The sequence below is a fragment of the Neobacillus terrae genome, from assembly GCF_011393025.1.
GTDB lineage: Bacteria > Bacillota > Bacilli > Bacillales > Cytobacillaceae > Neobacillus_A > Neobacillus_A terrae.
Genome location: NZ_JAAOEO010000005.1, coordinates 191,456 through 203,326, shown reverse-complemented (window position 1 = coordinate 203,326; position 11,871 = coordinate 191,456). Strand labels below are relative to the sequence as shown.

The window sequence follows — 11,871 nt, the reverse complement described above, 5'->3', positions numbered from 1 at the left end:
TTTTGGAATGATAATATTGTTTCCATAAATGATTTAGTTATGAAGGATTTATATATTTTTAAACAGCCAGTTATCGTTTGATTAGGTGTATTTTTAGCTTTTGTCCAATTTGGAGTGGGAGTGACGATAGTAATTAATCTTCCTTATATAACAAAGGAGTTATCAGGAAGTTAGGCTGAGTATGGATATTTCATTGGGATTCCATTGGGGTATGTGTTTTGTACCGGAAAAGTAGGATCCCTAATTATTGGTGGCCTTACAATTATCTCGCTAGGTATCAATCACAGTATAATCTTTGCTGTTTGTTACCTTTTATCATAGGCTTTTTTCTATGAGAACGTTACAATTTGAAGAAACTGTGAGCAAAAATAGGCGATATCCTCGAAAATGAATTTGTATTTTCTTCGTACGGTGACGATTCACCGATGCAATCTCAACGTCCTGCGGGAAAAGCAAGCCAGTCGAGATCCCGCAAGGTCGTAAGCGACCGAGGAGGCGTGCTCCTACGCCAGAGAATATTCGAAGAAGCCGACCTTCAGCTCGTCGCAAAGCTTCAAGTAGCTGCACACAGATACTTATCACGAAGTTATCTACAGGCAGAAGCTTGATTGCCACCGGAAACCGAGTCTATTTTTTCTTTTATAAACAACAAAGTTTACGAAAAGAGTTTTCTTATAAGAGGGACTATGTCATTACGTGTACTCATTGGGAACAATTTAGGCGAAGTCTGGTGAATACGGCGTGTTCTTATAAGTAGGCTTGCTGATTTGTACAAAGTCTTTACTGGGAATATGTCTTTCTTTTTTTTAGTTTATTAACTGCCAGTTTTCGAAAAAGATGAGGCCTTCTAAATTAAAGAATGGTATTTCAAACCATTTTTTTAATGGTTAACTTTTGTTCACAAAGTATCTACAGACTGAAGTAAAATGTTCATCTAATATTACATTAAAACCTACTGGATGTGATAATAGTGAAAACAGATTCTATAGCTGTTGTTTATAAGGGAAAGGATTATATAATGCTTTCACAAAGTGCCATTGGTTTCTGTGAAATAGTGCAAGAAGGAAATCCTGAAATAAAGCTGGTTCATTTTTCTGAGTTAAAACTGAAAAAACAAACAAAAGAAAAGCTGTCAAATTGACAGCTTGCTTTTTTTATATTCACAATAAATATCCATAAATTCTGAACGGCGGACAGGACAGGGAGGCTTTCTCAGCTATATCAAAGAACGAAGGAATGGAACTTGTTTTCAGAAGAAGGCCAAGTAAGGCGCAGGGCACTTCTTAGCCTGGCATGAAGAAAAAGCATAGCTTTTTGAGAATGTGCCTTTATAAGCGTTATAAACAAAACTAGGGCACGAGCCAAATGGACTTTACGAATTTAAAGTTTAGCTAAGGAGTAAATATAGAAATTATGATGATAATTATAAATGATAAGCTTCTAAAAAAATATGCTTGGAGAATTACTGACTAAATTCATATAGCAGCGTTTTGGAGACTAGGAAAATCGGTAAGAACATTTGATCCGCTAAAACAAAAACATTGGTTTAAAAAGATATACGATGATAAGAAATATCACCGCTTGTTTTTTACCAATAGACATGTTAGAGGATATTTACAAAGTTCCCTTCGAGTTAAAAGAATGATTCAAAGTGTAAAGGCGCAAAGAAAGTTTTTATTAATACTTGAAAAACAATTAAAAGTTTAAGTTTTATACCAAGATAATGAGTGTATCACTGCTGTCCCGTTTTTCGCCGGGAGTGTCGGAGATTCCCTTCGAATCAAAATCTAGTTCAACAGTCAAAAAGCTTAAAATAAAGAGATTGTTTAAGTAAAAACATGATGTAAGCGTTTTATTGTGAATAATCAGTGAAATTTTCTTTATTTTTAAACTTTTTTGACCTTTACTTAAAACTCTCTGCGCCGTATTATCAGGATTAATAATAAAAATTTAACAGCCTAATTCCGAAAGGAAACGGAGGACCCACTTAATTGGGGTTAATTCTGCGATTGTTGCAGGAGGGATGTTACTTCTTCGCCATCCTACCCGTCAGCTAACTTCGTCGGCTAAAGCGAAGGAGGTCAAAAGACCACCTTTTTGAAGGTGTTTTTTTTGTGCACTAAAGTACAAAAAGAATACTTGCGTTCAAGGCGGTTTTTTGTTTTTTTATAGGGATTGGAGGAAAACAAGGTAAAAAAAAGTTTGAGGTATGATTCACCGTCTTTCAGAAAAATAGCCAAGGAATAGAAAAAGAGTAGATTTAGATAATGAAATATAAAAACATGGGCCTTGGGAGAGATGAAAATGTTAATTGAAAGTATTTGCCCAAAATGTGGAGAGATCAATACGGTTGATCACAAGGGAGAAAAAATTCTTTCAGTAACCTGTAAAAACAAGCATTTTTATGATCATGTTGTCATTCCGTATTCCAGAGCTTCTGATATCAGGGATGACAAGCGTGTTAAGCTCGAGGAAATGATAGTGGAGAAGAAGTTTCACCGAATGAGCGATAAATCCACCATTTGTCTTTTAATCTTTGAAAATGGATATGAAGTAGAAGGCCGTTCAACTGTTCGTGATAAGTCTGATTTTCGATTGGTGATTGGAAAAGATAAAGCATATGAACAAGCTTTAAAGAAAGCAATGGTAGCATTGGGAGCATATTTAATATAGTAATGTTAATCTAAATGAATGAAGGCAAAGGTAAGCTGTCAAATTGACAGCTTTTTCTTTGGATGTAGGAAAAATTTTACAAATAAATTTACTTAATTTGTTACTTAGTTTATTATATACATAGAATAACTATATATATAAAAATATAATGTATCATTTTTATTATTTTCCTCAAAATGGGGAAGGAGAACAGAGGTGACATGATGGGTTTTTATTATTTATTATTACTCTTTGCAGGTGTTGTTCTGCTTATTGTTGGGGCGCTAAAAAAAATTAAAAAAGTTTTTTTCCCGTATGTTCTTGGCATTGCTTTTATTGTTATTTCGGTACTCTTATTGATGCCTGGAAGTTCGGATTTTATATCCAAGCTTTTGATTTATTTATTTTATTAAAGTTAGCAAAAGTGACAAGTGACTGTTGATAAGCGAAAAGTCCGAAAGCAGGGCTCTCTTAGACAAAACTTAGTTGAGCGGTCAATCATATGTCCTTGAAAACTTTTTGTTTCGGTTCCTCGGTTGATACATGAAGAATACTGTAAATGACTCCTTTTATTTCTTTAAAACTGCTTAAATCGTTTAGGAAGTAGTACGCATCGTAAAACCATTTTTCTGGATTATAAATAATGAGGTATTCGGTACCCTCAATCTTTGGTATTTCTTCATCTATTTTATTTTTTAAGTTATTTAAGCTTTCCTGAGGATGAATTTCTTTTGTGATTTGAAAAAGGAATTTATTTTCTTTGATTTTAGAAGTAGTTGTATCAATTAGAGGAATGCCAACATTTACGCTCTGCCATCCAAAAGACTTTATGATATTGTCATAAAAACCATCAAATAAGAATTTGTTAAGTCCGTTGCTGCCTTTCCAAAGGTAAAAGGGACTATAACTATTTTGTAAATTATCATTGATTCCCTTTTCTGTTACTAAATACAGTTTGAATTTTAGATCGTCAAATCCGTCTGTTTTATGGCCATTATTTCTTACCCTGTCCTTGATAATATTCATATCATAATCACTTGGTAAGGAAATCTTGTACTGGGTAGCAATCATTATTTTTCCCTCCTTATTCTCGCATGGAAAAGAATACCACTTTATTAAAACATAAATGACTTTGCACTGAAAGTATGTTGATCCATAAAGGATTCGACCTACTTTTTTAATTTTTAAAAGGATATATATGAAAAATGTTGAATTATTAGTTAAAACTTAAATACATGGTGGGAAAATAAAATGGTAGTGAATAAGGAATTAGCAAAGGTTTTAGAAAATTCGGAAATAGATTGTTTAAAGTCTAGATTAACTGCAATTGAAGGTCTCGTTGGTAATCCAATGGGTGTGGAAATAAAAACCTTTGGGAAGGCAACAGCTTTTTCAATCAAAAATATTCCTGGTCCATCCTTTAATACGGTTAAAGGGTTAGAAGATGGGGATGAAAAGTACATTGAAGAAATCATTGATTTTTACCGTCAAAAAGAAATACCTGTAAGATTTGAGCTCACTCCTGGACATGTTTCTTCTAATTTACTTACATACTTATCCGAAAAAGGATTCTATCAAAATGATTTTCATACAACTCTTTACGCACCTACATACAAAGCAGAAGAAGTAATTAACACAGATGTTTCTATCCGAAAGTTAAAAAGAGATGAATTTGATATTTTTGGTGAAATCTATACAAAAGGTTTCGAAATGCCATCCTTTTTAAAAAATGGAGTAGCTCAAAATAATGAAATCCTTTATGACAGAAAAGGCTGGACTTTTTTTTAGCCAGTGTTGGAAATGAACCGGCTGGGATTGGGGTTTTATTTATTAAAGACAGTATTGCTACTCTTGCTGCTGCCGCAACGATTCCTAACTCTAGAAATAAAGGTATTCAGAGGGCTTTAATTAAGCAGCGGATGTATCAAGCCAATTTAGAAGAATGTAAGTTAATTGTTGGTCAGGCTAAGTTTGGGTCTGTTAGTCAAAATAATATGGAAAGAGCGGGTCTTAAAATAGCTTATACCAAGTCCATATGGATTAAAAAAACAAGTAAAAAAACCTCCCCATAAAACAAGGGGAGGTTCACAATCATCTATTTAGATGACTATGTCTTTTGGAATAAAGGAAATAAACGATTAAACCGGCAGCTATCCAAATAATAAAGGAAATCCAAGTAAGCCGGGATAGACTTAATGATAAGTAAATACATAGGAGTGCACTTATAGCTGGAAGTACTGGTACCCATGGAACTCTAAAGGAAGGCTTTAAATCCGGGTATTTTTTTCTCAGGACTATAATGGAAATAGAAACCAGGGTAAAAGCAGCCAGAGTTCCCATATTAACTAGGTGTGCCAAGGTGGTTAAATCAATAAATCCAGCAATACCTGCAGCTACTGCCCCCGTTAACCATGTATTTTTATAAGGGGTGCGATATTTATTATGGACGCTCGCAAAAACCTTAGGCAGCAGGCCATCGCGGCTCATAGCAAATGATAATCGTACCTGGGCATATAAGAGTGCAAAAATAACGGTTGTAATTCCTACGACAGCTCCAACAGAAATAAGGCCAGCAAGACGATCCTGCCCTACAAAGTTAAGAGCAAAAGACACTGGGTCTGCTACATTTAATTTATCGTATGGCACCATTCCGGTAAGGACAAGTGATACCGCAATATATAAAATGGTGCAAATAGCGAGTGATGCCATAATACCTATAGGCATGTTTCTTTGTGGGTTTTTAACTTCTTCAGATGCCGTTGCAATAACATCAAATCCAATATAGGCGAAGAAAACTGTTGCTGCACTTGTAACTACTCCTTGAAAACCAAAGGGGAGGAAAGGTGTCCAGTTTGCGGGCTTAACATAGCTAATACCCGTAAAGACAAAAATAAGAATAACGGCGAGTTTAATAAAAACCATTAAATTATTAATACGGGTACTTTCTTTTGCTCCTCTGCTTACCAAAGCTGTTAGCAACAAAACGATTAATACAGCAGGAAGATTCACGAGTCCTCCCTGATGGGTGCCAGGCGCGGAAGTTAGCGAATCAGGAATATGAAGTCCAAAACCTGATATAAAAGACTGGAAATAGGCTGACCAGCCTGTTGCTACGGCTGAAATAGCAAGGACATATTCCAGCATAAGATCCCAGCCGATTAAAAAGGCGAAAAGCTCGCCTAATGTAGTATAAGTATAGGTGTACACACTTCCTGAAACAGGTACACTTGAGGAAAACTCTGCATAACAAAATGCTGCAAGCGCACATGCAATACCAGCCAAAATAAAAGAAATAATAATAGCAGGTCCTGCTCCTTTAGCCGCCACCACGCCTGTAATGACGAAAATGCCAGTGCCTATGACACATCCTACACCCAGGAATATTAAATCCAGTAGGCTTAATGATCGTTTTAGCTGTTTTTGCTGGCTGTTAACCATCATAGAATTGATTGATTTTTTACGAAATATTGAATTCATGTTGTCCTCCAAATAATTTGTTGAAAAATTTAAAAAATAATATATTTAGAAATGCCATAATGTAAATGGTCTTTCTGATTGGAAACTAAAGAAAGCCCACCAGGATTAGAGGGTGGGTTTCATGTCTAAAAATAGTTTGCATGATTTCCTTTTACAGTATGGAATAACGGCAGCAGAAATCTTACCAAACAGAACATAAAGCCAGTCAAATTTTTTTCTCTTTTATGCTTCTTTTTAACCTTACAAATGCGACAAAGTCCACTATTTCATCAGCAGATAAAGGTTTTTCGTCTATTGAAATTTTAGCATCAGGTTTTTCTAATAGGTTCGTGATTTCTATATAGTCCTGTTCCTGATCTGTTCTCCCAATTAAAAAATCTACAGTGGTTTCAAATAAATCAGCGATATGAGATAACGACTGAAGAGAGGGTTCACGGTATCCAGATTCATATCCCGCATAAGTGCTTTTCGCCATCCCCAGCTGATCAGCCGTTTCCTGCAGGGACCATTTTTGCTGTTTTCTTAATTTGGATAAATGTTCCAGCATCGTTTCTAACTCCGTTTTCTAAATATTTAGGTCATTATAACATAGTAAAAAAAACGAGAAAAGAAAAAGGTACGCGAATTGAATACGAAAAGTCTTGAAATTTCGGAATATAGTTCTATAATAACTTATAGAAATACGCATATTGCGAAAAAAGTTCCTATTATGGAGATGTTTCTTATGAAGAAAATACTATTGCTTGCTACTGGTGGTACGATTGCTTCAGTTGAAGGAAATGAGGGACTTGTTCCAGGTTTATCTGTTGAAGAATTACTTCATTACATACCGGATTCATCAGAGGATATAAAAATTGACGGTAAAATCTTAATGAATATAGACAGTACGAATATGCAGCCAGAGCACTGGGTTAAAATCGCTGATTCAATCTATGCCCATTATAGTGAATACGATGGATTTGTCATTACTCATGGAACAGATACATTAGCTTATACCTCTTCTGCACTTTCTTATATGCTTCAGGGTCTGGAAAAACCAGTTGTGCTAACCGGCTCACAGATTCCGATCAGTTTTAAAAAAACGGATGCAAAGAAAAATGTTGCTGATGCGCTTCGATTTGCCTGTGAAGAAATCGGCGGAGTGTTTGTCGTATTCGATGGCCGGGTGATTCTCGGAACGAGAGCGGTAAAAATGCGCACCAAAAGCTATGATGCCTTTGAGAGTATCAATCATCCCTATGTTGCTTATGTGAATAATAAAGAAGTTAAATATCTTTGGAAACCTTCATGCGAAATAAAAAACCTATCATTAAATACAAATTTATGTACGGATGTTTTTTTAATGAAGTTATATCCTGGTATGAAATCAGAGATGTTTGATTTTCTTAAGGATTTATATAAAGGAATTATTATTGAAAGCTTTGGAAATGGTGGTTTACCTTTTGAAGGAAGAGACTTGGTATCTAAAGTTCAGGAGCTAACTGAACTGGGTATTGCCGTTGTCATCACAACGCAATGCCTTGAAGAAGGTGAAGATTTACTTCTCTATGAAGTTGGACATAAGGTAGCCCAGCTCCCGATCATTTTATCCGGAGATATGAATACGGAAGCAATCTTGGCAAAATTAATGTGGGCGCTTGGACAAACTGATACAATAGAACAGGTTAAAGAAATGATTGAAACTCCCATTGCAGGAGACTTAACAATAAAATCGGAAAAAGAAGATTAATAGGAGAGCGATAATATGACAGTCACAACGAGTAAATTTCGCCTTGAAAAAGATTTTTTAGGATCAAAAGAAGTCCCAGCTGATGCATATTATGGAGTTCAAACACTTCGTGCTGTAGAAAACTTCCCTATCACTGGTTATCGCATTCATACGGAATTAATTAGGGCGATGGCCATGGTTAAAAAGGCAGCTGCAATGGCGAATGCGGATGTTAAACGTCTTTATCCTAGTCTTGCCGATGCCATTGTCCAGGCGGCAGAGGAAATAATAGAAGGTAAGTGGCATGAGCAAATTATTGTCGATCCTATCCAGGGTGGGGCAGGAACATCAATTAATATGAATATAAATGAAGTCCTTGCGAACCGTGCAATTGAAATACTTGGGAAAGAAAAAGGGGACTATTCCGTTTGCAGTCCTAACACCCATGTTAATATGTCTCAATCTACGAACGATTCATTTCCAACAGCAATTCATATATCTGTTTTAAACCTTTTGGAAAATTTGTTAGCAACAATGGAAGATATGCATTCAGTTTTCGAAAAAAAGGCGAAGGATTTTAATCATGTGATTAAAATGGGACGCACCCATCTGCAGGATGCCGTACCAATCAGGCTTGGACAGGAATTTGAAGCATACAGTCGCGTTATAGCACGTGACATTAAGCGTATTAAACAATCAAGGCAGCATTTATACGAATTGAACATGGGAGCAACTGCTGTCGGAACCGGATTAAACGCTTACCCTCGATACATTGAATTAGTGGTTAAGCATCTCGCTGACATCAGCGGTCTGCCGTTAACGGGTGCTGAACACCTTGTCGATGCAACTCAGAATACGGATGCATATACAGAAGTTTCCGGAGCATTAAAGGTTTGTATGATGAACATGTCAAAAATCGCAAATGACCTTCGGTTAATGGCTTCAGGTCCGAGGGCAGGACTAGGGGAAATCACATTACCTGCCAGACAGCCTGGATCATCGATTATGCCTGGAAAAGTTAATCCTGTTATGCCAGAGCTTATTAACCAAGTCGCATTCCAGGTAATTGGTAATGACCATACGATCTGCCTAGCTTCAGAAGCCGGACAGCTCGAATTAAATGTCATGGAGCCTGTCTTGGTTTTTAATCTGCTTCAATCGATCAGCATTATGAATAATGCATTTCGTACTTTTACAGATAATTGTGTAGAAGGGATAAAAGCAAACGAAGATAGATTAAAAGAGTATGTAGAGAAGAGTGTTGGGGTGATTACTGCTGTTAACCCGCACATTGGTTATGAAGTTGCGGCTCGTATTGCTAGGGAAGCCATCTTAAGCGGAGCGCCGATTAGGGAATTATGTTTAAAATATGATGTTCTGACTGAAGAGGAACTAAATTTAATCCTGGATCCTTATGAAATGACTCATCCCGGAATCGCAGGCGCTTCTTTATTAGAAAGGGATTAATAGCTTCCTAGAAAATATTACACAGGCTTTAAAGGAAGAAGGTTTTCTTGGTACTCTATTAGTAGGTATGTGGTTTAAAAAGGATACCCGTATTTCACTTATTGCTGGAATTGTATTTTTAGTCCTTATTACGATTAGGTATTTTGCGTTTGGAATAGGGAAGAGGAAATTAGAAGAATTCAGGCAAACATCATAAAAATGGAGGACCTGTAAAAAGGTCCTCTTTTGAAACTAATTATAAATGCTGAAGGCATAATCAGAACTAGGGCATCGCGAAGTCCTTTAGGCAAAGGCCTAGTTTTTCTAAGTCAACATCAAAATAACTTTGAACACACTTTCTGTTAAAAACCCCCGTCTTGTGGAAAAAGTGGGACTTTTTGAAGGGAAAAAAGAACATTTAAATAGAAATGAAGTATTTTACGATAGAATTTAAGAGCTATTTAAAAGAAATGAAAAAATTTTAAAAAGAAATGAAGAACCATGTGAAAGTAATGCACGATTTTTTAATAGAAATGCACGAAATCGAGAAATGAATGCATGATTTTTTAATAGAAATGCACGATTTCAAGGAAGGAATGCATGATTGCAAATAAGGAATGCATAAAAAGATTTCTTAATGCACGCCGAGATTGGCTATTGCACCGAATCACTTGTTAATGCACTTTTATGTGCTTGAAATTCCAGGTCATGAAATGAAAAGGGATAAAGTTTCCTTTATCGAATGTATTATATTATTGGAATTAAAAAACTAATTAGCTTCGGCGCCTCGCGCTTGTGGCCCGCCACTCTCAGCGATAACATAAAGCTCTTGCCTCACAGTATTTTCAAGTAACAAAGCACCATGTTACTAAGAGTTTACCCAGGAAGTTGTTTTCTTAAAGTATTTATCCCCAGTTTAGCACTTACATGGCTCCTATAACCCCTTCTCCATTAAATCTCTTCTTTTTATCTGATAACATCCCTGTGTGCTTCCATGATGCTGTGACCATATCCCACGAATATTGCTAGAAATATAACTAAAACAAGATAGGTTATAAGAACAGCCCATTTGGTTTTAGCATCCGTTTTATAGTAGCCTTTCAGCCTGTTTAATTCAGATTTGAAGTTTTTTAAATCGGCAGAAAGATTTTTTTCGAATTGTTCCATTAAAAGTTCAGCGTTATAACTTTTGAGACTGTTGTCCTTTTCTTCGAGCACTTTTTTCTTGTATTTTATCAATTCCATTTGTATTTTCAGCTTCCGTTTCTTGAAATAGTCAAGATTCTCCAATCTTCTTTCTTCTTGTTGGATTTGAGTTAAAATCCATTCGTTTTCTTCCGGGTTTCCCCAACCGGCAAAAAGCTCTTTTTCTAAAAAAGCAATTTGATCTATCAAAAGATCATGATGCAGGATTTGTTTTCGTCGATCGAAAAGAGCAGTTATGCCAAATATGAGGATTAGAAACATAATAATGCTTGGATTGAAGTATGTGTACACAGCCATTCCTAAAAGACCTAAAAACCAAATTTTCGGTGATAATACACCAACAATTCTTCCGCCATCGAGCGGGGAAACTGGAGCAAGATTGAAAAAGTTTAGGAAGGCACCAACAAACATTAACACACCCCAAAGAGGTTCATTCGTTGCCCAATACAATCCGGCAAAGGGAAGGAATGCGATTGACCCAAGGATAGGACCGCCGAACGCAATATAGGATTCTACTTTCGCATTGGGAATCTGCCTTGGATCCACGCTAATAACAGCCCCTACAAATGGAATAAAAATCGCAGGTTTTACCGGAAAGCCTTTATTCTTCATGGCAATTAAATGACCCATTTCATGCATGAACAATAAATAGACGAACCCAACGGCAAATTTCCAACCATACGCAAGTGCATAAACCCCCACAGAAATGAACATGGAAATTAATGTTTTAAACTTTATAAGCTTTGCAAAAAAAGCAAGAAATTTAAGTTTTCCAGCGAAAAAAGTTCCTAAAGCAATCAGGCTTCCCCATACCGTTTTGTTTTTACTTTTGCTTTCCAACCAAACACCCCATTTGTGATATTTATATACTATTATAATCTCTTACACTAATAATTGGTCTTATTTTCCTTATGTAAATTGTTCTATAAAAAAGGGAATTGTTTAAAACTGCCTTCATATTATGATGGGTAGGTAGCCTTTTGTGACCGAGTTTCTAAGTTGGATTAAAAAAAGGAAACAAATAGAGGCTTCCGTTAAAACTATGTAAATGCGAAATGGAGTACTTTTATGATTCTTGTGATTGATAATTACAAAATTACTCTAATGCCTGGCTGATCAATAGTGTAAGAATGTGGAATTGGTTTAAGGGTTTTGAGCACTTGAAGGTCTTTGAACAACGAATCTGGCTTCCCTAGTAAGTAAAAGGCCGTTCATCCGGATAATTCTGTACAAATCATGGTTGTTCGATAAGAAAGTGTCTTTGATTTTTCAAACAAAATGACCTTTAGTCGGTCTTTTTTGCTTGGTTAATGATTTTTCTATAAAATGTAAGCAGAGTTATTGATATACTGTATCTATCAATAGTATAGGAAAGAGGAAAC

9 protein-coding genes, 2 pseudogenes and 1 riboswitch are annotated in these 11,871 nt (G+C 35.9%); of the genes and pseudogenes, 7 read left to right on the top strand and 4 right to left on the bottom strand.

The window, feature by feature from the left end; all coding sequences use genetic code 11:
* Window positions 1–51: 51 nt before the first annotated feature.
* The 4 genes and pseudogenes from G8761_RS09330 to G8761_RS09315 all read left to right on the top strand — a co-directional run.
* Window positions 52–303: pseudogene (locus tag G8761_RS09330) on the top strand (MFS transporter); the annotation flags it as partial.
* Between the two features lie 667 nt (window positions 304–970).
* Window positions 971–1,141 carry a hypothetical protein gene (locus G8761_RS09325; RefSeq protein ID WP_166025875.1) on the top strand — a complete coding sequence of 57 codons (171 nt, stop codon included), beginning with the start codon at window positions 971–973 and terminating at the stop codon, window positions 1,139–1,141.
* Between the two features lie 804 nt (window positions 1,142–1,945).
* Window positions 1,946–2,083, top strand: a riboswitch (cyclic di-AMP (ydaO/yuaA leader).
* Between the two features lie 221 nt (window positions 2,084–2,304).
* Window positions 2,305–2,673, top strand: a complete 369-nt coding sequence (locus G8761_RS09320; RefSeq protein ID WP_166025874.1) for a Gp49 family protein — start codon at window positions 2,305–2,307, stop codon at window positions 2,671–2,673.
* A gap of 200 nt (window positions 2,674–2,873) precedes the next feature.
* Window positions 2,874–3,065 (top strand): hypothetical protein, encoded by a 192-nt coding sequence (locus G8761_RS09315; RefSeq protein ID WP_243449954.1) that lies wholly within the window; start codon window positions 2,874–2,876, stop codon window positions 3,063–3,065.
* 85 nt (window positions 3,066–3,150) lie between these two features.
* On the opposite strand, the gene G8761_RS09310 is transcribed toward G8761_RS09315, so the two are convergent.
* Window positions 3,151–3,723 (bottom strand): DUF4865 family protein, encoded by a 573-nt coding sequence (locus tag G8761_RS09310; protein WP_166025872.1) that lies wholly within the window; start codon window positions 3,721–3,723, stop codon window positions 3,151–3,153.
* Between the two features lie 180 nt (window positions 3,724–3,903).
* Here G8761_RS09310 and G8761_RS09305 point away from each other — a divergent pair.
* Window positions 3,904–4,724, top strand: a pseudogene (locus G8761_RS09305) (GNAT family N-acetyltransferase).
* Between the two features lie 19 nt (window positions 4,725–4,743).
* On the opposite strand, the gene G8761_RS09300 reads toward G8761_RS09305, so the two are convergent.
* Window positions 4,744–6,129, bottom strand: coding sequence for a branched-chain amino acid transporter BcaP (locus G8761_RS09300; RefSeq protein WP_166025870.1), 1,386 nt, complete (start codon window positions 6,127–6,129; stop codon window positions 4,744–4,746).
* A gap of 205 nt (window positions 6,130–6,334) precedes the next feature.
* On the bottom strand, window positions 6,335–6,676 hold the full coding sequence (locus G8761_RS09295; RefSeq protein ID WP_166025868.1) for a helix-turn-helix domain-containing protein: 342 nt from the start codon (window positions 6,674–6,676) through the stop codon (window positions 6,335–6,337).
* Between the two features lie 177 nt (window positions 6,677–6,853).
* Here G8761_RS09295 and G8761_RS09290 point away from each other — a divergent pair, with 177 nt between their 5' ends.
* Both G8761_RS09290 and aspA read left to right on the top strand, forming a co-directional pair.
* On the top strand, window positions 6,854–7,858 hold the full coding sequence (locus G8761_RS09290) for an asparaginase (RefSeq protein WP_166025866.1): 1,005 nt from the start codon (window positions 6,854–6,856) through the stop codon (window positions 7,856–7,858).
* A gap of 15 nt (window positions 7,859–7,873) precedes the next feature.
* Window positions 7,874–9,304: an aspartate ammonia-lyase gene (gene aspA / locus G8761_RS09285; protein ID WP_166025864.1), complete on the top strand. Its 1,431-nt coding sequence runs from the start codon at window positions 7,874–7,876 to the stop codon at window positions 9,302–9,304.
* A 945-nt stretch (window positions 9,305–10,249) separates the two neighbouring features.
* Here the strand turns inward: aspA and G8761_RS09280 are convergent.
* Entirely contained in the window at window positions 10,250–11,329 is a 1,080-nt protein-coding gene (locus G8761_RS09280; protein WP_166025862.1) for a site-2 protease family protein, read from the bottom strand.
* Window positions 11,330–11,871 lie beyond the last annotated feature (542 nt).

Coding starts and splice junctions, on each gene's coding strand:
- G8761_RS09320 (WP_166025874.1), top strand. CDS start 2,305: ATGTTAATTGAAAGTATTTGCCCAAAATGTGGAGAGATCAATACGGTT.
- G8761_RS09315 (WP_243449954.1), top strand. CDS start 2,874: ATGATGGGTTTTTATTATTTATTATTACTCTTTGCAGGTGTTGTTCTG.
- G8761_RS09310 (WP_166025872.1), bottom strand. CDS start 3,723: ATGATTGCTACCCAGTACAAGATTTCCTTACCAAGTGATTATGATATG.
- G8761_RS09300 (WP_166025870.1), bottom strand. CDS start 6,129: ATGAATTCAATATTTCGTAAAAAATCAATCAATTCTATGATGGTTAAC.
- G8761_RS09295 (WP_166025868.1), bottom strand. CDS start 6,676: ATGCTGGAACATTTATCCAAATTAAGAAAACAGCAAAAATGGTCCCTG.
- G8761_RS09290 (WP_166025866.1), top strand. CDS start 6,854: ATGAAGAAAATACTATTGCTTGCTACTGGTGGTACGATTGCTTCAGTT.
- aspA (WP_166025864.1), top strand. CDS start 7,874: ATGACAGTCACAACGAGTAAATTTCGCCTTGAAAAAGATTTTTTAGGA.